Consider the following 23177-nt stretch of genomic DNA (forward strand, 5'->3'; position numbering starts at 1 on the left):
ATGAGGTGATGATATCACCTCTGACTTGGTGACCAAATTAACTATGCCACTACAAACACACAACAGTACGTGACTCGAATAGCTGAATGATACCAACATCTCCCTATAAGTTCTGAGCAAATATCAACATTCCCCCTAAATAATTCGGACTGTAGTTCGGGTTGTAGTTAGGCGGCGAATGAAGATATATCGAGGAGCATACAATAGTATGTGACTCGAATAGCTGAATGATGCCAACACCCCTACAGTTCGAAGTATGACGGGGGAGACAGTTCGAAGTATGACGAAGAGATAGTTTGCGCTATAATCCTCCAGCCTTTTGAGGCTAACTCAGGGAGAATGACACATGGTCATTAAAAACCATAACTACCACATGGCAAAATTTGTCATCAGCGCACCCGATATTCGCCATCTTCCGAAAGATACGGGTATTGAAGTTGCCTTTGCAGGCCGCTCAAATGCGGGAAAATCGAGCGCTTTAAATGCGCTAACACAACAAAAAGGCTTGGCTCGTACCAGTAAAACGCCAGGAAGAACTCAGCTAATCAACCTTTTTGAGGTTGAGGAAGGTATTCGCCTTGTTGACCTTCCAGGCTATGGCTATGCCGAAGTTCCTGAAGAAATGAAACGCAAATGGCAGCATGCACTGGGTGAATATCTTCAAAAAAGAGAGTGTATTAAAGGATTAGTTGTATTGATGGATATCCGTCATCCACTTAAAGACCTTGATATGCAAATGATTCAATGGTCTGTCACGATGGAAGTGCCTGTTTTAGTATTATTAACTAAAGCGGATAAACTGGCTTCTGGCGCAAGAAAAAAACAATTGATCGATGTTCGTCAAGCATTAGCGCCATTAGGTGGCGATATTGAAATCGAATATTTTTCTGCGTTGAAAAAAATTGGTATCGATAAACTTCGTATCAAACTTGATAGCTGGTATAGCACCCCCGTTTAATACTGACACCTACCTTGTGCGTCAATTTGGCGTGCAACGGTCAAATTAGCGAACCTACTGAATTTTAGATAAAAAAATGCTCCAGTCAAAAACTTTGACTGGAGCAGCTAATATTCAGCTAAATCCGATTACGTGAAGTAAAAGGTCTGAAAGATAGAACATCTTACCTCTGTACCCTACGTCAATTACTCTACTTTATTTTCAGCTCGAAAAAAAGCCTTTTTGTAATTTTTTTTCAATGCTGATTACGATTCAGCAAGAATTTAAACGAAAAAACATCAAAAAAATGTATTTTTATTACATATTTATGAGATTCACGTCGCATAAATATGTAATGTGATATTTTGATATTCATTGGAAAATCAAGTGTTTTTATCTAAACATTAAGAAGAATAAGAGAGGAAAATACAGTGGAGAAAAAATAATTACATTCACTGAGATGAGAATTAGAAATTGAATAATTGAATAATTGAATAATTGAATAATTGAATAATTGAATAATTGTAAACATAACTTCCATTTACTCTAAATAATTCGAGTTGTATCAAGGCGGCAAACAAGGATACCTCGGGGAGCATACACAAGTATGTGACCCGAGTAGCCGAGTGCAGCCAACGCGGCTACAGCTCGAAGTATGACGAGTAAATAAGAACTAGTGCGCCTCGTCCCAATTATCACCCACACCCACATCCACTCTTAACGGGACATCAAGCGTCATACTTGCTTCCATTAATGCCTTCACCTTCGCTTGTACTTGCTCAAGTTCAGATTCTTTCACCTCAAATACCAATTCATCGTGAACTTGCATTAGCATATCTACATCAGGTTTCTCTGTTTGCAACCAGGTATCAACCGCAATCATCGCTTTTTTGATGATATCCGCAGCAGTCCCTTGCATCGGAGCATTAATCGCTTCGCGCTCTGCGGCCTTACGGCGCATACCGTTACTTGATTTAATATCTGCCAAATAGAGTCTACGGCCTTCAAGTGTTTCAACGTAGCCTTGCTCTGAAGCTTGCAAGCGGGTGTTTTCCATATAACGCAATACGCCTGGGTAACGTTCAAAGTAGAGATCCATATAGCGCTGCGCTTCACCACGAGCAATACCGAGTTGGCGAGCAAGGCCAAAAGCACTCATGCCGTAAATCAGGCCAAAGTTAATCGCTTTTGCACTACGACGTTGGTCACTGGTAACCTCGTCAAGAGGAACACCAAATACCTCAGCAGCAGTCGCCTTATGGATATCTTTACCCTCTGCAAATGCCGTTAACAACCCTTTATCTTGAGATAAATGCGCCATAATCCGTAATTCGATTTGCGAATAGTCCGCCGCCATCACTTTATAACCTTTACGAGCTATAAATGCTTGGCGAATACGACGACCTTCTTCGGTTCTAACGGGGATATTTTGCAAGTTAGGATCACGAGAAGATAAACGTCCCGTGGCCGTTACCGCTTGATGATAAGAAGTGTGAACACGCTGCGTTCTTGGGTTTATCATCAATGGCAGCTTATCTGTATACGTTGATTTCAGCTTCGCTAAGCTGCGATGCTCAAGTAACAATTTAGGTAATGCATGGTTGACCGCTAACTCTTCAAGTACCTCTTCATTAGTTGAAGCGGCACCGCTTGGCGTTTTTTTAACTACTGGTAATTGCAGCTTTTCAAACAAAATAACTTGTAGTTGCTTTGGTGATGCAAGGTTGAACTCTTCCCCAGCTAATTCGAATGCCTCTTTTTCTAATTCCGCTAAACGTGCGGTGATCACCTTCGATTGTGCCGCTAATACGTTAGCATCAATCAAAACACCTTTACGTTCCATTCTGACTAATACAGGCACAAGCGGCATTTCGATATTGTGAAATATATGAGAAAGCTTCGGCTCTGCTTCTAATTGAGGATACAGCGCTTGATGCAAAAGTAATGTCACATCAGCATCTTCCGCCGCATAATTTGCCGCTTCCTCTAATGCAATCTGATTAAATGTCAGTTGTTTTTTACCTTTACCGGCTATTTCTTCAAAACTCACCGTTTTGTGATTAAGATGACGATCTGCAAGGCTGTCCATATCATGACGTCCCATGCCAGCCACACTATTAAGCACATAAGATTCCAACATGGTATCAAAAGCTATTCCTTTGAGCTCAATACCATAGTTTTCCAACACTTCAGCGTCATATTTTAGATTCTGGCCCACTTTAAGAATAGTTTCACTCTCAAGAAGTGGCTTCATTGCCGCAAGCACATCTTCAAGTGGCAATTGCACTGGTGCATCAAGATAGTCATGACTTAACGGTAAATAGGCTGCATGTCCCACTTCAATTGCAAAAGACATCCCCACAAGGCGCGCCTCTTGGGTATCAAGGCTGTCAGTTTCGGTATCAAAAGCAAATAATGACGCGGAACTTAATTTTTCAATCCAACGGTCAAAATCGGCTTTTTCAAGAATAGTTTGATAATTTTCTGCACTGAGCGTTGGCATAACCGGCGTCGGCGTTGTGGTAGTTTTAATATCAGCCGGACTGCGAGCAGGCGGTTTCCCTCCTCCCCCTTTGCCATCCATCCAAGTGCCATTTTCTACATCTACTAACCAGCGTTTGAATTCATAGCGACCAAATAATTGGTGAAGTTTGTCTACATCAGGCGGGGTGACTTGTAATTCTTCACAACATTTATCCAGCTCAACATCTGTTTTGATAGTTGCCAATTGGTAAGATAAAAAAGCTAATTCACGATTTTCAGCCATTTTTGGCGCTAACGTCTTCGATCCTCTGAAACCCAAAGGCGCAATAGCATCAAGATCGTTATAAATAGATTCTAAATTGCCGATCCCTTGAAGGAGTGCGAGCGCTGTTTTCTCACCCACACCGGGAACGCCAGGAATGTTATCTGATGAATCCCCCATTAGCGCAAGGAAATCAATAATTAGCTCTGGTGGTACACCATATTTCTCTTTGACCTCATCAGGCCCTAGGATGGTGTTATTCATCGTATTGATAAGCGTGATGTTAGGCTCTACTAACTGCGCCATATCTTTATCGCCTGTACTTATCAGAACAGACATACCTTTTCGACTAGCTTCACGCGCTAAAGTACCGATCACATCATCCGCTTCAACCCCAGAAACAACTAATAGCGGCAATCCCATCGCTTCCACCATTTCATGAAGTGGTGCGATTTGCTCACGTAAATCATCGGGCATTGGAGGACGGTGTGATTTATAACTTTCAAACAACTCATCACGAAATGTTTTTCCCTTCGCATCAAAGACAACCGCAACATGGCTTGGTTTATATTGCATGATTAGGCTACGAAGCATATTGAGCACGCCATACATTGCGCCGGTAGGCTCGCCAGCACTATTTGTTAGTGGTGGAAATGCATGATAAGCACGGTATAGGTAAGAGGAGCCATCTACCAAAATAAGGGGATTTTCTGCAATCTGAGCCATAGTCTGTCATCATCTTTTTATCGGGAACGAATGACAATAGGATGCCACAATGTGGCTTCAGATACACTCAGAGAGTCAAAAAGAAACGCGAATTAGCGAATAAAAGTAAACTATCGAAACGACTAGTTGCCCCATTAATCACTCTGCGTCACCTTTTTAGATGTGTATTAATCTGTGGATAAGTATGTGGGTAAATTTATGTTATTGATTAAATTCAACAACTAAAGAGTTTACAACAAGTTAAACAAGAAAATAAAATCAATGACTTAGATAAAGATTAATTGATTTAGCGCATATAAATGGGATCAGCGTTATTGTGGATATTGATATTGAATAGCAGAATAATGAAACGATGGCGGTATAAGCACCGCCATCTAAATTTAACTTACCACACTATTTTTGCACTATTTTTTATTCACTAAGAAGTTCACAACGCTTGAAAACTCTTTGCCATAATTAGCCGCGTCATCTACAGCAATACCGTTATTACGAACTTGGTATTTGCCATCAACAAAAATTGCAGGCACGCCGCGCAATTTTAAATCTTGTGCTGCATTTTGTTGCTTAGCAACAACAGATTTAACCACAAAGCTATTGAGTGCTGCGTCATACTCTTCACCAGAAATACCCGCTTTAATAAATGCATTACGAATATCCGCAGGACTGTTGATTGATTGTGTTTTTTGAATACCTTCAAACAGAATTGGAGTCACTTTATCTTCAGCTTTTAAAACAATAGCGACTGCCCATGCTTGAGTCAGCTCTGCACCTAGAGGACCTAGAAAATCAACGTGATAACGTTCCATTTTCACGCCTTCAGGTAAATTTTTTGCAACAGTTTGTGGCACTTTATAAACGCTTTCAAACTGGTAGCAATGTGGGCAATAGAAAGAGAAAAACTCAAGAACTTGAGGTAAATTTTGCACTGATGCTTTTACATCTGTGTATTCTTTACCTTCCGTGTAATTTGCAGCAGATACACCAAAAGACATGGCAATACCAATCAAAGCCAACATAATTTTTTTCATATACTACGCTCTCCAAAAATAAAACTTTTTAATTAAAATTGAGGGGTCAACTGCAAAGGGGCTTCTTGCAATCGCGCAATTTGCTGAACAAATTCGTTTGATTGCTTTTGCCAAAAATCATCAGCTTGTAGCCATGAAAACGCTCTTGGAAAGGCAGGATCTTGCCAACGACGAATGATCCATCCGAGATAATGCACCATGCGCATGGCTCTTAGCGGTTCAATAAGCTTTAGTTCTTTGACATCAAAATCACAAAACTCATTATAAGTTTCTAATAACGTATCTAACTGCATAATTTGATCTTGGCGTGAGCCATTTAACAACATCCATAAGTCCTGAACTGCGGGACCATTACGTGCATCATCAAAATCCACCAGCCAAGCTTCATCACGCCATAAAATATTACCCGGATGACAATCACCCTGTAAGCGCATAAATGAATGCGAGTTTGGCCATTGCAGTTTTACTTGTGCAATCAGCGCATCTAGCGATTCGATAAATTTATCCTTCCAGCGAGCTGTAATCAGCGGGCTAGCAACAATAATATCCCGAGGTTGGGAAAGATATTCATCAACACCCATGGTAGGTCGAAATGCAAAGTTTCTTTTTTTACCGATTTGATGAACTCGGCCTAACAGATGCCCAACACTTTCTAACTGATATAAATTATCCGTTTCATATTGGCGTCCTCCGATACTCGGAAAAACAGCAAACATAAATCCACCAAATTCTAAAACGGTTTGTCCTGCAAATTCGAGAGGCGCCGCAACCGATAAATCCTCATCCCGTAATTCAAGCGTAAAATCATGTTCCTCTTGAATTTGAGAACGATTCCAACGTTCTGGGCGATAAAATTTCACCACAAATCGTTGTCGATTTTCGTCCTGAAACTGGTAAACCCTATTTTCATAGCTATTGAGTTCTGTTAGCCCTGACTCTGGGTAAATCCCGACTTCCATTAGCGCATCTAAGATCAAGTCTGGCGATATTCCACGAAAATGGAAATTTGAGTGCTCTACTGTCTCTTTCATGACTTAATCTTTAATAATGCCGCGAGCTCGTAACAGCGCAGTTTTAAAATCATCTTCATAATCTTTTTTCAGACCAGGGATCGCTTCGTTGCTATCTGTTCCACGCATTTTTAGATGATAAATTAATACATCATCGGTAAGATCAGATAAATCGCCTTTAAAACCTGCTTCATCCGCAAGTTTCTGCAATAATTCAACTAAGTTAAGATCCGAATTATCTTTCCAAACGGGTTGCAGAAGCTCAATCACTTCATTTAAGCGATGGCATTTCATGTTTATTCCTTTATCACGAATATTGGGTACAAGTTATCAATAATCATACAAGAGAAAAAGCGAACTGTTGTCAATCTAAGTAAAGTTTAGCTTTAATTCATGTGAATATTCATTGATTTTATAGGAAAATAGAATAAATTTTAGCAATTACTATAACTAAAAATGTTTTCTCGTATGTTGAAACATTTTATTGAAGATATTCAAGGATATTGAATATGTCATTTAGTGAGTCAATAACTGGCGTCATACTCGCTGGTGGGCGAGGCACCCGTATGGGGGGACAAGATAAAGGTCTAATCCCTTTACTTGGTAAGCCTTTGTATCAACACATAATTAATCGATTAGAATCACAAGTTGAACAAATAATTATTAATGCAAACCGTAATCAAGAATGCTACCGCCAAAGTCAGTTAACGGTTTTTTCAGATATTAATAATGATTTTTCAGGTCCTTTAGCAGGTATGCAAGCCGCGCTACATCAAGCGAAAACAGACTGGTTACTGTTTGTTCCTTGCGACGTGCCCGATTTTCCGACTGATTTAGCTGCCAAAATGTTTGCTGAAAAAGAAGATAATTTAGCTTGTTATGCATGCGATAATGAACGCGAGCATCCTACATTTGCGTTACTTCACCGCTCGTTACAAAAACAACTGGATAGCTATCTCGCTAGAGGCGATCGTAAATTAATGCTGTTTATGCAAGAGGTGGAGGCTAAAAAGATCCTATTTTCTTCTGAAACCGGATCGTTTGCTAATTTAAATACACCGGAAGATAGCCGTCATTGGGAGTTACAACAAAAACAATTATGAACCAGAACACACTACCTCTTCTCGGTATTACGGCCTATAGTGGCACCGGTAAAACCACCTTATTAAAGCAAATTATTCCGTTATTGAAACAACGTCATGTTCGTGTCGGTTTAATCAAACACACTCATCACGATATGGAAGTGGATAAACCGGGTAAAGATAGTTACGAATTACGCAAAGCAGGCGCAAATCAGACCTTGGTTGCCAGTCAACAGCGCTGGGCACTCATGACTGAAACCCCTGATAACAATGAAATGGATCTACGTTATTTAGCCAATCGATTTGATCCAGATTCATTAGATCTTATTTTAGTCGAAGGATTCAAACACGAAACGATCGATAAAATTGCCTTATTCCGATCGGAGGTAGGCAAGCCACTCAATGGGTTGATTGACCAATATGTTGTTGCCGTCGCCAGTAATGAAATTATTGACACTCATGTACCTCAATTAGATATCAACAATCCAGAGCAAATCGCGGATTACATTGTTTCTTGGTGGCAAAAAAGCCAAAAACCCTAAGTTTTTTACATTTTCTATCAATCGCTTATAATCAGTTTCATTAAATAAGCGGTTGATTAGCTTTTACGTATTTTTAATTGTGGCATTAATTTAATTATATTTGGTACAGGCTCAGTACGACACCATATTATCTCTAACAAGTTAAGAACTTGCTCGGCGATGTCAATTACAGGTTGGGCAATAGTCGTTAGCTGATAACCTTGCCATGCCGCCATCGGAATATCATCACACCCAACAACTCTCAGTTTTTGTGGGACGTATAAATTGTCAATTTGACGACAATAATCCATTAAACCCATGGCTAAAGAATCTGACGCACAAAATACACCGTCTAGCTCGCGTAGCTGCGTACTTTGCTGTTGAGCAATATCAAACCCCGCCTGATAGCCATAGCGACCGGCTTCTAAACGGAGTGGTGTTGCAACTCCCGCATCCAATAATTGCCGTTTAAATCCAGTAAAACGCTCATTTGAAGCTTGCCCATCAATTCGCCCAGCAATAAAACCGAATTTTGTTAACCCTAACGAAAGTAGGTAATCAGCCGCTATTTTTCCTGCACTTATATTATCTGTTTGTATGGATGGGATAATTCCCTGCGCATCCGTTCGCCCTAATGTCACTAAAGGTAGGGATAATTTTAAACACTGCTTAAAATGTTCTACTGGTAATGAACCAACAACCGCGACCACAGCATCCACTTGATAGCCAGATAACTGCAAAATAGCACTATCTAAGTCTTCAGCTTGCTTCACATTGAGCAACATCGGCTGTTTGCCCCGACTTTGCAATGCCGTTGATAACGCTTCAAATAAATATGATTCATAAGGATTAGATAAATCGCTAATCAAAATAGCAACAAGGTTTGAACGTTGTTTTTGTGTTGGTGTACTTAGCGTTCTCGCAAAGAGATTTGGTTGATAACCCAATTGTTTCGCTGCATCTAAAATTTTTTGCTGTTTTTGTGGATTAATACTCGCGCCTTCCGTAAACGCGCGAGAAACCGCAGAGCGCGATACACCTGCATAAACAGCAACATCGGATGAAGTTACCTTTTTACTTGAAATCATAACCTTACCATTCGCCTAAATTGACTTGATTTTTAAAGATCGAATTGGTGCTATTAACTGCTCGCCGCGTTCAGCAAGTTGGATAAAATCATAGGGCCTAATAAGCTGACTCAACTCTTGACGATAGTTAGGATCTATATGATATAACCGCCACTGACAGTCCGACTTTGATAACTGATTTTTTTGGAGTAAATGTTGAATACTATGCCAAGAACCATGACTATAGTGAGATTCCAATGTTTCACACTCAATAAAAACCCAATCACTTTGCAAAGCAAGTTGCTCACCTTCAGATGAAATTTGTCCATCTCCCGAATAAAATAGACGATCCCCAGATTGAGAAATTAAATGTAAACTGAGATTTCTCACCGAATGCTGAGTCATTGCTGTCATGGCCTGCCATGGACCAATTTTCTGTAATTGCTCACTATCTTGTCGAATAATATCAAAGCCTAATCTTGCCTGTGGCCAATGTGAAAATGCAATTAATGGTTCAAGAATTACCCATTGCGCTTGTTGAGCAATAATAATGAGTGGACGCTTACGGCGATAAGAATCCATCCAATTCAGTAATGAAGTCAGTCCTAAACAATGATCGGGGTGGCAATGTGTTATATAGATAACGTCCAAATCATCAACCTGAATTTGGCTAAATAGCTGACTCGGCACTGTAGGACCGCAATCTACCAATAACTGATAACCATTTTCTTGTACCAAAATACTGGCATTAGTCCTTTGGCTATCATAAGCATCCCCATTACCGATCACCGTTAATTGAAAATTAGGCAACATACGCTTTTCCTGATAATGCTTCTCCTGATAATGAAAGTTCAATACGCGCATCTTGCTCATCAAAAAAATGCATAACAGAGTGCGCTAAATTAATGGGTAAACCCTCTCCAACACGATAATTTTCATGACTTTCAACCACAAATTTTTTACCTTGTAGCTTACCGTAATATAAACGTGCATGACCTAGAGGCTCCACTACTGATATAGGCATAACAACATCAGGACAATGACTGTCAACCATAACTTGATTTGGTCGTATCCCAATTGTCTGTGTTTGTAGAGGTAATAAAATTTGAGGACTAAGCGTCAAAATATCGTGCTGGGACATAAAATTCATCACCGGAGAACCAATAAACGAGGCAACAAATTTATTCGCAGGTTGGTGATATAATGCTTCAGGAGAGCCAATTTGCTCAATTCGGCCTTGATTGAGTACCACAATACGATCCGCTAACGTCATTGCTTCGACTTGATCATGAGTCACATAAATCATAGTGGCATTTAGATTCTGATGAAGTTCTTTTAAATAAATTCGCATTTCTCCCCGTAACTTAGCATCAAGGTTAGAGAGAGGCTCATCAAATAAGAATAATTCAGGATCGCGCACCAATGCACGGCCAATGGCAACACGTTGACGCTGCCCACCCGATAACTCAGAAGGTAAGCGACCAAGTAGCAATGTTAGCTGCAAACTTTCCGCAGTTTGCTTCACTTTTATGGCAATATCGCCTTTACTGACACCCGCCATTTTAAGTGGGAATGCCATATTCTTTTCAATATTCATATGCGGATATAACGCATAAGATTGGAATACCATCGCAACTTGGCGTAATGAGGGGTGAACCCCATTTAAACTGCGCCCATTCAGGCGAATATCACCTTGAGAAATCGATTCTAATCCGGCAATCATTCTTAATAATGAAGATTTTCCACAGCCCGATGGTCCGACAAAAACCACAAATTCACCCTCATCTATACTCAAATCAACTTGGTGAATAACCGTTTGTGCGCCATAGCATTTGCCCACATTAACAAGTTCTAATTTTTGTTTGTTCTTTTGCATGATAAATACCTATTATTTCAATCCCATTGAAAAACCACGTAATAAATAGCGTTGCAAGTAACCCGCTAATATCAACATAGGCAATGAAGAGATAATCCCGATAGCCATTAACTCTCCCCATGCAGTGCCGTCTTCCGTCATAAAGTTAGAGATAAAAAGTGGGATAGTGAATTTGTCCGGTGTATGAAGAAATAACAAAGAGAATAGAAATTCATTCCAACCTAAAATCATTGAAAAAATGGCGGTAGCAACTAATCCAGGCGCACAAAGTGGAAATACAATATAGGCCAACCGATTCAATAAATGAGCGCCATCCATTGCACCAGCTTCTTCAATTTCGAGTGGAATATCACGAACAAAACCCAGCAACATCCAAATACAAAAAGGCAATGTATACACCTGATAAGCAAGAATTAAACCGATTCGAGTATTTAGTAAACCCACGTCATTCATAAAAGAATATAACGGAATAGCAATCACAATCGGCGGCATCATTTTAACTATCAAAACAGCGAGCAAAAATACGCTATCCAATTTTGCTGGGAAACGATAACGCACCAGTCCATAAGCTGAAAAAAAAGCCAAAATAACGGAAACAACAGTGGCACCAATAGAAATCAATAAGGTATTTCCAACCAAAATTAGTACGTTGCCATCTAATAATCGTTCAAACGATGAAAAACTTAACTGTTGTGGCAATAAGTTTGCCCCTGAACCCAGTATTTCTGTCGGTGATTTAAAGGCAGTACCGAACATCCAAATAATCGGTAGCATCACTAAAAAAACGGCAAACCAAACAGTTATTGTGTGAATTTTCACTTTCATGATTAACGTCCCTTCATCACATTTTTGGCATAAATTAGCGTCATTAATAATGAAATTGCCAACATCACCAAAGCCGCAGCACTTGCCATGCCTAAATCGAAAAAGCGAAAACCGTATTTATAAACAAACATTGAGAGAGTCTCAGTCGAATTTCCCGGCCCGCCTCCTGTCATCACATACACTTTGTCGAATAATTTAAAGGTGTCTATCGATCTTAATAAAAGCGCTAACATCAATTGTTTTTTGATCAGTGGCAACGTGATATAAAAAAAGGCTTTTCCCCCTTTTGCACCATCCACCATCGCCGCTTCTCCAATATCCTTAGGAATAGATTGCAATCCCGCTAAAATGATCAAAAAGGCCATAGGAGTCCATTGCCAAGTATCCACCAATGCAATGGCGTATAAGGCTAGGTCTGGATTAAACAGCCATTCTTGAGCAGGCAAACCGACGGAAACTAACAGACTATTCAAAAATCCAAAATCATAGTTATACCAAGAACGCCAAATCGACGAACACACAAGGGTCGAGAGCATCATGGGATAGATAACGATAGGTAATGCGAACTTGCGCCCTAAAAACTGACGATTAAAGAGTAGTGCTAACCACAATCCCAACAATACTTGAGCAATTGAGGCAACTAACGTAAATACAAACGTATTTTTTATCGCGGCTAAAAAGAAGAAATCATCAAAGAGTTCATTGAAATTATCGAGCCCAATAAAATGGTAGCTATCATTAATGTAATCTATCTGCCCAAAGGCGTTGTAAATCACAGAAATTACTGGATATAGCGTTAATAAACCCAGAATGGTCAATGCCGGTAACAATAATAAAAACAAATGTTTGCGGTTTTCAAATAACATACAGAGCCATCCATAAAGGCGCCACAATGTAGCGCCATTTACTCAAAAACAACTATTTCTTAGTTGCACGTTCAATCCGTTTTTGTGCTTGTTGCAAAGCTTGTTCCGGTGTCATTTGCCCCATCATCGCCATCTGCAAGAAATCCCCCAAAATACTTTCAACCTCTGCCCAATTTTGGATACGAGGGCGCGCCTTACCCATACGAAGCGCTTCCGCTTGCTGTGGATACCAACGATATTGGCTTACAACTTGTGGATCGGCATAGACACTGTTGCGTGTTGGTGGAATACCAAAATTAAGTGCCAAAGCCTTTTGCATTTGAGCGCTACTTGCGAAGGATAAAAATTGCTCGGCTTGAAGTTTATTTTTCGCATCCGCAGGAATAGCCAGCTGCCAAATCCCTAACATTGGCGATGACTTACCCACTTCAGCTGGGGGCGCCATCATTTCCATTTTGCCGACCACTTTTGATATTTTAGGATTATCAAGATCAGGCACCCAAGCTGGCCATACTTCAATGGCCATCGCTGCGGTCCCTTTTTGCAAAGAATCACGGACTTCATCTGCGTTATAAACATCGACGCCTTTTGGCGCATACTGTTTCATTGCAATAAATGTTTCTAAGGCTTGTTTGGCTTGAGGGGTATTTAAAGTAGGTTTGCCATGTTGATCTACAACCTCACCGCCATAGCCCCATAAAATAGGTAGAAAACCAGTAACAATCGGATTTCCTTTGACGCCACGATAAACAACGCCATTAGTATTTCCACTTGAATTAATCGTTTTGGCTGCGTTCAGTACATCAGACCAACTCTGGGGCTGCTTCAACTTATACTGTTCGAATAAATCTTTATTCCAAGCGAACATGGCGACGTTACCTACCATTGGCGCCGCATAAGCCGCACCTTTCACATCTGGATAACGGCCAATATCGAACGTAGTTTGAATAAAATCTTGGCTATCGAAATTTTTATTCAATGGCGTTAACCATTTATTGGCAAGAAATTCAGGCGCCCAAGTATCATCCATCAAGATAACATCATAGCTTCCTGTTTTTTCTCTCATTGAAAGCACAACGCTTTCATATAAGCCTTTGCTTGGACGTTTGACTAAAGTGACATTGGCTTCAGGATTAGCCTTTTTATATTCATCAACGACAAACTGCATGGCATCACCGTAACTGCTGTCACGTCCCGCAATCACTAACTCTGAGGCGCTTGCGCCAAATGTTGATGCTATCAAGGCAGATACCAATAATGTGCGTTTAACCATTTTCTTCCCCTAACCTCTATTGTATTTTTGCAATATTTTTCTTGTGATTGTTTTAAATGCGACTTTTATGAAATAGCCTGCACGCGCGTTCAAACCTAGCAATCGCAGGCTACTTTTAAAATATGACAATGGCATGACGGAGATATGAAGGTTTTATAAGAATAACTATTAATGTCTCTATTGCTATCAAAGTATGAATTGCTAACATGCTCAATAATTAGAAATTTAATAATCATAGTGGAAATTGCGGCTATTATTCCTTAACCTGATTTAGCTCATTCTATTTTAAGTAGAGACTTTAATGACTCGTACCCAACGCTTACTGACTTTATTACAAATTTTAAAAGAAAATCGTTATCCCATCACCGCGGAAGCGCTCGCATCGCAATTCCAAATTAGTGTGCGATCGATTTATCGAGATATTGAGTCTTTAAGAGACCAAGGCGCTGAAATTACGGGTGAAGCGGGAATAGGCTATCAATTAAAAGCAGGTTTATTGCTTCCACCGTTAATGTTTGATGAAAATGAGCTTGAAGCATTAGTTCTGGGTTTACGTTGGGTTAAAAGTAATGCTGATGACGAACTTAAAAAGTCTGCTTTGCGTGCAATTGATAAAATCAATTCTATAGTGGTAAATAAATCACAAAAAATCCTAAGTCAAAATACCTTATTTGCTCCAACGACCCACTTTTCTAGCGTTGATAATGTTATCGCTAAAGATTTGCGTCTTAGCTTACGTAAAGAACTAAAAGCAAAAATCACCTATCTGGATGTGAAAACGGAACAAAGTGAGCGTATTATTTGGCCCATTGCAATTGGTTATATGAAAGATACCCAAGTACTAGCGGCTTGGTGTGAATTACGCCAAAGTTATCGACATTTTCGACTTGATAGAATTCAATCTTACGCAACTTTGGCCGATAAACTTCCTTATCCTAAAGGCTATTTATTAGCACAATGGCAAAAAGAAATTCTCTGTATCACTCCTGACAGTTTCTGACATCCCTCTCCCTTATAGTAAGCACTCAACTTCATCTATGGAAATCATCTAAGGGAATCATCATGAGCGAACTCGTTCTTTTCACAAATTCAATGTCACGTGGTAACACAGTCGAACTTTTATTAAAAATATTAGCCGTGCCTTACAAACGCATCGAATTAGCTTATGGCGAAGAGATGCATACAGCGGAATATCTTGCCATTAATCCGATGGCAAAAGTACCTGCCCTAGTGGATGGCGATGCTATCGTGACAGAAACTGCGGCCATTTGTATGTATCTTGCAGATAAATTCGTTGAAAAAGGATTTGCATCCGCATTGAATGACCCAAGACGTGCTGCTTATTACCGTTGGTTCCTATTCACAGCGGGGCCGATAGAGTCAGCTTTCACTGTCAAAAACTTAGGCATTGAGTTGAATGAAGAACAACAAAAATCATCAGGATTTGGTTCTTTTGAGCGTTCATTTGCTTGTTTAGAAACATGCTTGATCAACGCGAAGCCGTTTATTTGCGGTGAAACGATGACCGCAGTCGATGTCTATGTTGGCGCTTTCGTGATGTTCCTAACCCGTTATAACATCGTTGAAGCTACACCCGCGATGAAGGCTTACCTTAAGAGCTTATCCGTGAATCCTGAAATAGCGGCGTTACTAGATAAGTAAAATACCTTAGCTTTCGCATCCTAAATGTGTTTATACGTTTAGGATACTAAAAAGGCTAGATCATCAATGACCTAGCCTTTATCTTTGAAACTAAAATTTGTCACTCACACTTAGCGCATTGTAACAAACTCTTCCGCACCTGTTGGGTGAATAGCCACAGTATCATCGAAATCTTTTTTCGTCGCACCCATTTTCAGAGCAACCGCAAAACCTTGTAAGATTTCATCCATACCAAAACCAATACCGTGGATACCAACGATTTTTTCGTCTTCCCCAACACAAATTAGTTTCATTCGGCAAGGTTGGCGATGAGAAGTCACCGCAGTATACATGGCCGTAAATGATGATTTATAAGATTTGACTTTATCAGTACCGTATTTTTCAATCGCTTCAGGTTCAGTTAATCCCACAGTGCCAATAGGTGGATGAGAGAAAACCACTGTTGGAATATTACTGTAATCTAAATGCTCATCAGGTTTATTATTAAACAAACGTTCAGATAGTCGACGTCCAGCAGCAACTGCAACAGGCGTTAGCTCAACTGCACCCGTATTGTCACCAACCGCATAAACACCTGCAACATTGGTATTTTGATACTTATCGACCTTAATGTAGCCTTTTGCATTCAGCTCAACACCTGCGGCTTCAATATTCAGATTATCCGTCATTGGCTCACGACCAATAGCCCAAATCAATACATCAACCGTTTGCTCTTGGCCATTTTCCAATTTTAAGGTTAACGAACCATCTGCATTCTTCACCACTTCTTTTGGTACTGATTCAGTGTGAAGTTTTGGCCCTTCTGTATTCATCACTTCAACCAGTGTTTCAACAATCAACGGGTCGAATGAACGCAGCGGCGCGTGTTTACGTACAAATAAATGCGCTTCACTGCCTAAACCATTTAGTACACCCGCGAGTTCAACGGCGATATAGCCCGCACCGACCACAGCAACACGTTTTGGTAAATCTTCTAGTTCAAAGAAACCATCTGATGTGATGCCATATTCTGCACCAGGGATTGTCGGCACAACGGGGCGACCACCTGTGGCAATCAAAATATGATCAGCAGTATAAGTTTCACCATTAACTTCAACGGTATGTGCATCGACAAAACGAGCGAAACCACTGATCACGTCGACTTTATTGTTTCCAAGCACACGGTCATAAGACTGGTGAATACGATCAATATAAGCTGTACGGCTTTCAATCAGTGTTTTCCAATCAAATCGGTTAATGGTTGTATCGAAACCATAGTCGGGACCATAAGCGCGAATCGCTTCTGAAATTTGAGCTGCATGCCACATGACTTTTTTAGGTACACAGCCTACGTTAACACAGGTTCCACCTAATGCTTTCGCCTCGATTAGGGCACACTTTTGACCATACATAGCTGCACGGTTCATAGAAGCAATACCGCCACTACCACCACCAATTGCAATATAATCGTAATGTTTGCTCATAACTTGGTTATTCCCATTTTTAGAATGATTAATTGGTTAATCTTCTCTTATTATGCTATTTGTTGTCGCGATAAAAATAGCCATTTAAGATAGGTATTGCCTGTTAATACAATAGCCTTGACCTATCGAGTTAGTTATTCAGGTACTATCCAATCAACCAAAGTATGCCCTATTCCTTCTGGCACTAAGGTTTTATGCAACCACGGCAACACATTTTTCATCTGCTGCTCAAGCTTCCACGGTGGATTAATGACAATCATACCTGATGCCGTCATACCTCGTTGATCACTATCAGGACGCACAGCCAGTTCAATTTGTAGAATTCTACGAATACCCGTCGCTTCTAATTGATTAATCATACGCTTAATTTGTTGACGTAATACAACAGGATACCAAATTGCATAGGTACCGGTTGCAAAGCGTTTATAGCCTTCAACTACCCCTTTAACGACAGCCTCATAATCAGATTTCATTTCATAAGGCGGATCCATCAACATAAAGCCACGGCGGCTATATGGCGGTAATTTAGATTTTAATTGCTGATAACCATCACCACGAGAAACGGTAGCACGATCATCGCGTGAAAACTCGGCACGCAATAACGGATAATCACTTGAATGTAACTCCGTCAGTATCAATTGATCTTCTTCACGTAGTAGGTGTTTCGCCAGTAATGGGGAACCCGGATAATAACGCAGCTTTCCATTCTCATTTAAATGACGAACAATTCTCATATAAGGCAGCAATTCCTCGGGTAGATCTGGTTGCGCCCAAATACGTGCAATTCCTTGTAGATACTCACCTGTTTTTTCTGCATGTTCACTAGTTAACTGATAACGACCCGCCCCTGCGTGCGTATCCAAATACAGAAATGGTTTTTCTTTCTCTTTCAGAGATTCGATGATCAAGCTTTGTACTGTGTGTTTTAGTACATCTGCATGGTTGCCTGCGTGAAAGCTATGACGATAACTTAACATGTAACGTTTATTTCCTGAGGAAATTCAACAGTAGCGCTAGAAACTAACCACTATTAAATGGATTCTTTAAAGATAGTCTTTGAGTGAAAAATAGACCGGATTAATACTTTAGCGTCATTATAGCTAAATTTAGGTAGTATTGTCATCGATAGGATAATTACAAAATTCACATGATCTAAATACGATAAAACGCTATCCTAAATACAAATTTCAAGATAACCCGAGGTGAATAATGAAAAAACTTATCATCATGAGTGCCGCTTCAATTTTTTGTTTAGCCAGTACATCTACATTCGCAGCCCAGCCACAAAATGGCTGTGACATTAAAAAGCAAAAAATCGAACAGCAATTAGAATATGCAAAAACTCACGGTAATCACAATCGCGTGAATGGGTTAGAGCGAGCTCTTGATAACGTGAATAGCTATTGTACACCTGAATCCCTGTACCGTGATAGCCAAAAAGACGTGGCAGAAAAAACAGAAAAAGTAAAAGAGCGTGAAGCTGAATTGCTTGAAGAAAAACAAAAAGGGGATGACCGTAAAAAAATTGCAAAACGTGAAGCTAAACTCACTGAAGCTCAAGATGAACTGAAAGAAGCACAAGCTGAACTTAAAGCGCATAAAGATGCACTTTAGCCTTGAGTAGCAACTATTTTTTCTGATTAATTAATGAGTTATTATCACCTTAAATATGCCTATTTTTCATCTGAATATAGGCATTAAGGTAAAGTTATGGCTAATTTTAGGCTATAGTTAGATTATCATTAGGTAACAGTTAGTAAATTTTAATCGACAGTAAAAAGGGGAATGAATGTCGAATATGCAGGATGAACAACAAAAAGACACCAACAAACTGAAAAAAACGCTCAATAAAAGTATTGATGGCAGTAAAAAAGCGCTGACTTTCTCTATGCGGGTTGTTAATTTTGTCTGTGCTATCCCCTTCATTGCACATCTGATCCGTACCGCACAACGTTTTACTGATCGTATGGGTAATCAGTTTGGTGCCGCCATTACTTATTTCTCCTTTCTTTCGCTCATTCCCGTTTTAATGTTCTCCTTTGCAGCCGCGGGTTTCGTTTTAGCTAGCAATCCTGAATTACTTGAAAAACTCATTCGAGGTATTTCTGCCAATATTACTGATCCAACCCTTGCTAATACTTTAGAAAGAACGATTGATACCGCAATCCGCCAACGAACAACTGTTGGATTAACCGGTTTAGTATTAGCGGTTTACTCTGGGGTAAATTGGGTAAATAACTTACGTTTGGCTATTTTGGCGCAGTCACGCCCCGTTTGGGAACGTAATGAAGATGAACAAGAAAACTTTATTTTCCGCTATATTCGTGATTTCTTTGCATTAATCGGCCTACTCATCGCCTTAGTTGTGACAATCACATTGACCTCCGTTGCAGGCTCCGCACAAGCAACCATTGTCAATATCATTGGGTTAGGCGGTATCGAATGGCTGAAACCTGTTTGGACATTAATCGGCTTAACAATTTCTATTGCTGCTAATTTTCTATTGTTCCTATGGATTTTTTGGATACTACCACGCATGCAGCATCGCCGTAATTCATTACTCAAAGGCACCTTGCTCGCCGCTATTGGCTTTGAAATTATCAAATCAGTTATGACGTGGATTTTACCGAGTTTAGCATCGTCGCCTTCTGGCGCGGCTTTCGGTTCTGTCATTGGTTTAATGGCGTTCTTCTACTTCTTTGCAAGACTGACACTATTTTGCGCCGCCTGGATAGCCACTGACGAGTCTAAAGATTCACAAGACGACATTCTCACGCCATAATTTTAATTGGGGATAATTTATTGGTTATCCCCAAAAAAATCACCTCTAGCTATATTCGCCCCATTTCCTGCACCAATGTTTCCACTAATTCCTTTGCTGACATTTCTCTCGCTCTTGCAACGCTCTGCCCTGCCCAATGAGCAGCAAATTCATCACTACCTAATTGCATTGCTGCTGCGTTGAGTTGCTTGCCTACATCGTAAGCAATGGGATAATCAGGTAATTTATTAGCACCATATTCATGTCCAATCCGAATAAACTGATTGATAACACCCCTTGCGGGACGACCAGAGATCGCTGTAGTTAATACGGTATTGTCAGTTGTTTGGCTTTTAAGTTTAGCGCGATAATGTGCATTTGCCGCAGATTCAGGACATAAAATAAATGCCGTACCAAGCTGAGCTGCCATTGCACCATTTTGCAATGCAAGTTTGATATCATCACCATCCATGATACCGCCCGCCGCAATAATCGGTAACGTTGTATGTCGGTGGAGTAAAGAAACAAGCGTATTAGTTGTCAGGCTTTCATCCTTCACTTGAACATCAAACATTCCCCGATGACCCCCAGCCTCAATACCTTGTGCAATAATTGCCTCAATTCCACTTGATTCAATCAACCGCGCCTCTTGTAAATTAGTCGCCGTTGCCATGGTATAAATACCCTGTTGTTTAAACTGACGAATAACTTCCGCTGATGGTATATTGAAATGAAAACTCACTACCGCAGGTTTCATTTCAAGTAATAATTCAAGCATTTCAATGTTATCAATGAATGTCTGATAAACTTCATTAAGTTTCTTTGGAGGCGTTATCTTAAATTCAGAAAATTGGGGGCGCAGATAGTCAATCCAAGCCTGTTCATTTTCATGATTGCGTTGCGGGTGATGGTGACAAAATAAATTCACATTGAACGGTTTATTTGTCAGTGTTTGGGTTTCAGCAATCAGTTGCCGTGCTTGTTCAACAGAACTTGCTCCTAATCCAAGCGAACCTAACCCACCAGCTTCACAGACTGCTGCGGCTAACTTTGCTGTGGATACCCCTGCCATAGGTGCCTGAATAATTGGGTACCGTAAACCTAAGTGAGATAAAAATATATTTGTTTTTTTCATTTTATTTATTACCTTTATATTATGTCCTACGGCGACAAAGTACAATTAGTAGTCGAATAACAAGACTAGCACAACGATTGCGTAATAATAACTAAATTATCATGACTATATCTGAAAATTTAAATATATTAAAAAAAATTAATTAAAAACAACGCCGCAAACATTAAAACACAAATTATCATATTAAAAATAAATCTGAAGTTAAAATTCATTCATTTCATCTACACTTGTATTGATATATTTTTTTATGTATAAAACAAGCTCATTTAAAAAGGAGAATTTAATATGAAAAAAATAATTTCAATTTTAGCAATAATGACATCTATAGGTTTTATTTCGGTAGCTCAAGCCACAGAACATTGCCCAAAACTTCATGAAATTAATGAAACTGGCAGTGGTGTTTTCAGTGCCGATGGGGAAAATGGTAAATGGTCAGGTGTTTTACAAGGAATTATTGGTGAAAAAAACCCAGTACAATCATTTAAAATGAGCATTGCTATTCAGGAAAGTGAATCAACACCTTTAAAGTTCCAATACTGTACTTATAATATTAATACAAATAAAACCCTAGATATGCGATTCACCCCTAAAAATGAAAAAGAGTTCACAATAAAAACCGAAGGAAACGGTTGGACAAAAGAGAGTGGCAATTTTGGGCTAATCTATAATGTATGTGAGAATACATCACCTGAAAATTGCATATTTAAAATCAGCCAATAAACATTGAAAACTAAAAAATAGTTAAAACCAACTAAAAATATATTTCAGAAAAACTGAAAAAATTAATAGATAATCTAAAAATCCATTATCATTACATTCGAAATGATATATAGCTAAAACTCATTCAGTTATATATCATTTCAATTCATTTTTGTAACTTATTAAATTAACACCGAAAGATATAATAATTTTAATCAACGTAAAAATTGAATCTGAATATAATGATAAATAACAAACTTAAAATTATAGCCAACCACATAACCCCCTTATCATTAGGTTTCTATTACCCAAGTAGTTGATATGAAATTTTAATTTTTCAAATAACTTTCATAAAGAAGAAGAGCCTTTTTGACTATATGATTAACTAATTATTCAAGTATATTATAAGTGAATATGAAGCGATCACTATAACGACAAAGTATGAAAAATTTGGAATAAATAAAATGATAACAATGCTATCTCTTGAAAGTTTATCTTGTGGCGTCGCCCTATACTCTCACAACCAAACAAAAAACAGCATAGAAACTTTTTGTGCGCGAGGAAGCGACCTTGATGGCGCGCTTTTAACCGTAGATACCCCTCTGAGAATTGCAAGCAATACCAAAACATTCACCGCGGCAGCCATTCTAAGGCTAGCCGAAATGCAAAAACTCTCCATCGACGGTGCGATCTCTCATTACATCACCCCTAGATATAATGAACTTCTCAGCCCTCCTTATGATACTGATCGCATTACCATTCGACATTTATTGAATCACAGCAGTGGCTTACTTGACCACGCAGATGCGGATTATCTCTCTAAGGTTCTCAAACATCCTGATCATGAATGGAGCCGTTTAGAACAAATCGAGTTATATGCCAATAAACAGGTGCCTTTTATCGCACCATCAGAATCGTTTATTTATTCTGATACTGGCTATATCTTACTTGGAGATATTATTGAAAGGGTCACTGGGCAATCGCTCGGCTTAGCCGTTAGAGAATTATTGAGTTTCGATAAAATTGGACTCGACAGCGCCTATTGGGAATATTTAGAGCAGCCAACCCACCAGGAACCTCGTGCACGGCAATATCTTGGTAAACTGGATGGTACAGATATTCATGCATCAATGGATGCTTATGGTGGTGGTGGTTTAATCATGTCGTCAAAGCAAATGGCACTCTTTTTTGAAGCATTATTCAATGGGGCTATTTTCACCTCATCTGAGACACTAGAGACCATGTTAAGTATTGGTAATCATCAAGGAGCAGAGGAATATCGTTTAGGGATCATGGCTAGTGTCGTTAATGGCATTACCCTTTATTCACACCTCGGTTTTTGGGGGTCCGTTGCTTACTATGCGCCAGAAGCCAAAATCAGTGCTGCTGGATTCGTTGATAACAGAGAATCTCGAGATGTGCTGATTAAAACAATTGAGTCGTTACTGACTAGAAGATAAAAAAATAGCCTCTAAAATTTTAGAGGCTATTTTTCATTCA

23 protein-coding genes are annotated in these 23177 nt (G+C 39.5%); 9 read left to right on the top strand and 14 right to left on the bottom strand.

Annotation, left to right across the window (positions count from 1 at the left end; genetic code table 11):
• Nucleotides 1–346 precede the first annotated feature (346 nt).
• Nucleotides 347–958, top strand: coding sequence for a ribosome biogenesis GTP-binding protein YihA/YsxC (yihA, locus tag ACTH6U_RS05690; protein ID WP_294107178.1), 612 nt, complete (start codon nt 347–349; stop codon nt 956–958).
• Between the two features lie 114 nt (nt 959–1072).
• Here yihA and ACTH6U_RS05695 read toward each other — a convergent pair whose 3' ends face one another.
• The 5 genes from ACTH6U_RS05695 to ACTH6U_RS05715 form a co-directional block, all read right to left on the bottom strand.
• Nucleotides 1073–1120, bottom strand: coding sequence for a hypothetical protein (locus ACTH6U_RS05695; RefSeq protein ID WP_438361642.1), 48 nt, complete (start codon nt 1118–1120; stop codon nt 1073–1075).
• 490 nt (nt 1121–1610) lie between these two features.
• The gene (gene polA / locus ACTH6U_RS05700; RefSeq protein WP_294107177.1) at nt 1611–4409 is read right to left on the bottom strand and encodes a DNA polymerase I; all 2799 of its coding nucleotides are present in this window, start codon (nt 4407–4409) and stop codon (nt 1611–1613) included.
• 404 nt (nt 4410–4813) lie between these two features.
• Complete coding sequence (dsbA, locus tag ACTH6U_RS05705; RefSeq protein ID WP_294107176.1) at nt 4814–5437, bottom strand: thiol:disulfide interchange protein DsbA; 624 nt, start codon at nt 5435–5437, stop codon at nt 4814–4816.
• Nucleotides 5438–5469: 32 nt separating this feature from the next.
• Nucleotides 5470–6468 (bottom strand): serine/threonine protein kinase, encoded by a 999-nt coding sequence (locus ACTH6U_RS05710; protein ID WP_294107175.1) that lies wholly within the window; start codon nt 6466–6468, stop codon nt 5470–5472.
• Nucleotides 6469–6471: 3 nt separating this feature from the next.
• A complete protein-coding gene (locus ACTH6U_RS05715; protein WP_294107174.1) occupies nt 6472–6741 on the bottom strand; it encodes a YihD family protein in 270 nt (89 codons plus the stop codon).
• A gap of 215 nt (nt 6742–6956) precedes the next feature.
• On the opposite strand from ACTH6U_RS05715, the gene mobA reads away from it, so the two are divergent.
• On the top strand, nt 6957–7550 hold the full coding sequence (gene mobA / locus ACTH6U_RS05720) for a molybdenum cofactor guanylyltransferase MobA (protein ID WP_336430766.1): 594 nt from the start codon (nt 6957–6959) through the stop codon (nt 7548–7550).
• Entirely contained in the window at nt 7547–8071 is a 525-nt protein-coding gene (gene mobB / locus ACTH6U_RS05725) for a molybdopterin-guanine dinucleotide biosynthesis protein MobB (protein ID WP_441831794.1), read from the top strand. The genes mobA and mobB overlap by 4 nt, the downstream gene beginning before the upstream one ends.
• Nucleotides 8072–8127: 56 nt before the next feature.
• Here the strand turns inward: mobB and ACTH6U_RS05730 are convergent, their stop codons facing one another.
• From ACTH6U_RS05730 to ACTH6U_RS05755, 6 genes are read right to left on the bottom strand one after another with little or no spacing between them, the layout of a single operon-like run.
• Nucleotides 8128–9138, bottom strand: a complete 1011-nt coding sequence (locus ACTH6U_RS05730) for a LacI family DNA-binding transcriptional regulator (RefSeq protein WP_294107171.1) — start codon at nt 9136–9138, stop codon at nt 8128–8130.
• Between the two features lie 15 nt (nt 9139–9153).
• Entirely contained in the window at nt 9154–9930 is a 777-nt protein-coding gene (locus ACTH6U_RS05735; protein WP_294107170.1) for an MBL fold metallo-hydrolase, read from the bottom strand.
• Nucleotides 9920–10993, bottom strand: coding sequence for an ABC transporter ATP-binding protein (locus ACTH6U_RS05740; protein WP_441831795.1), 1074 nt, complete (start codon nt 10991–10993; stop codon nt 9920–9922). Before ACTH6U_RS05740 ends, ACTH6U_RS05735 begins: the two co-directional genes overlap by 11 nt.
• 12 nt (nt 10994–11005) lie before the next feature.
• A complete protein-coding gene (locus ACTH6U_RS05745) occupies nt 11006–11818 on the bottom strand; it encodes a carbohydrate ABC transporter permease (protein WP_294107168.1) in 813 nt (270 codons plus the stop codon).
• A gap of 2 nt (nt 11819–11820) precedes the next feature.
• Complete coding sequence (locus tag ACTH6U_RS05750) at nt 11821–12684, bottom strand: carbohydrate ABC transporter permease (RefSeq protein ID WP_294107167.1); 864 nt, start codon at nt 12682–12684, stop codon at nt 11821–11823.
• Between the two features lie 52 nt (nt 12685–12736).
• On the bottom strand, nt 12737–13957 hold the full coding sequence (locus ACTH6U_RS05755; RefSeq protein WP_441831796.1) for an ABC transporter substrate-binding protein: 1221 nt from the start codon (nt 13955–13957) through the stop codon (nt 12737–12739).
• Nucleotides 13958–14258: 301 nt separating this feature from the next.
• On the opposite strand from ACTH6U_RS05755, the gene ACTH6U_RS05760 reads away from it, so the two are divergent.
• Together ACTH6U_RS05760 and ACTH6U_RS05765 are read left to right on the top strand one after the other, a co-directional pair.
• Nucleotides 14259–14957: a helix-turn-helix transcriptional regulator gene (locus ACTH6U_RS05760; protein WP_336430759.1), complete on the top strand. Its 699-nt coding sequence runs from the start codon at nt 14259–14261 to the stop codon at nt 14955–14957.
• A 62-nt stretch (nt 14958–15019) separates the two neighbouring features.
• Nucleotides 15020–15619: a glutathione S-transferase family protein gene (locus tag ACTH6U_RS05765; protein ID WP_441831797.1), complete on the top strand. Its 600-nt coding sequence runs from the start codon at nt 15020–15022 to the stop codon at nt 15617–15619.
• A gap of 110 nt (nt 15620–15729) precedes the next feature.
• Here ACTH6U_RS05765 and gorA read toward each other — a convergent pair whose 3' ends face one another.
• Together gorA and ACTH6U_RS05775 are read right to left on the bottom strand one after the other, a co-directional pair.
• Nucleotides 15730–17082, bottom strand: a complete 1353-nt coding sequence (gorA, locus tag ACTH6U_RS05770) for a glutathione-disulfide reductase (protein WP_294107163.1) — start codon at nt 17080–17082, stop codon at nt 15730–15732.
• Between the two features lie 134 nt (nt 17083–17216).
• Entirely contained in the window at nt 17217–18059 is an 843-nt protein-coding gene (locus ACTH6U_RS05775; protein ID WP_294107162.1) for a 23S rRNA (adenine(2030)-N(6))-methyltransferase RlmJ, read from the bottom strand.
• Nucleotides 18060–18291: 232 nt separating this feature from the next.
• Here ACTH6U_RS05775 and ACTH6U_RS05780 point away from each other — a divergent pair, with 232 nt between their 5' ends.
• Both ACTH6U_RS05780 and yhjD read left to right on the top strand, forming a co-directional pair.
• A complete protein-coding gene (locus ACTH6U_RS05780; protein ID WP_294107161.1) occupies nt 18292–18696 on the top strand; it encodes a DUF1090 domain-containing protein in 405 nt (134 codons plus the stop codon).
• A gap of 175 nt (nt 18697–18871) precedes the next feature.
• Nucleotides 18872–19864: an inner membrane protein YhjD gene (gene yhjD / locus ACTH6U_RS05785; protein WP_294107160.1), complete on the top strand. Its 993-nt coding sequence runs from the start codon at nt 18872–18874 to the stop codon at nt 19862–19864.
• A gap of 49 nt (nt 19865–19913) precedes the next feature.
• On the opposite strand, the gene ACTH6U_RS05790 is transcribed toward yhjD, so the two are convergent.
• A complete protein-coding gene (locus tag ACTH6U_RS05790; RefSeq protein WP_441831798.1) occupies nt 19914–20978 on the bottom strand; it encodes an NAD(P)H-dependent flavin oxidoreductase in 1065 nt (354 codons plus the stop codon).
• A gap of 285 nt (nt 20979–21263) precedes the next feature.
• On the opposite strand from ACTH6U_RS05790, the gene ACTH6U_RS05795 reads away from it, so the two are divergent.
• Together ACTH6U_RS05795 and ACTH6U_RS05800 are read left to right on the top strand one after the other, a co-directional pair.
• Nucleotides 21264–21698, top strand: a complete 435-nt coding sequence (locus tag ACTH6U_RS05795; RefSeq protein WP_294107158.1) for a DUF3757 domain-containing protein — start codon at nt 21264–21266, stop codon at nt 21696–21698.
• 443 nt (nt 21699–22141) lie between these two features.
• Nucleotides 22142–23137: a serine hydrolase domain-containing protein gene (locus ACTH6U_RS05800; RefSeq protein ID WP_441831799.1), complete on the top strand. Its 996-nt coding sequence runs from the start codon at nt 22142–22144 to the stop codon at nt 23135–23137.
• The last annotated feature ends 40 nt before the right edge of the window (nt 23138–23177 follow it).

Source organism: Providencia sp. (genome assembly GCF_052096715.1).
Lineage (GTDB): Bacteria > Pseudomonadota > Gammaproteobacteria > Enterobacterales > Enterobacteriaceae > Providencia.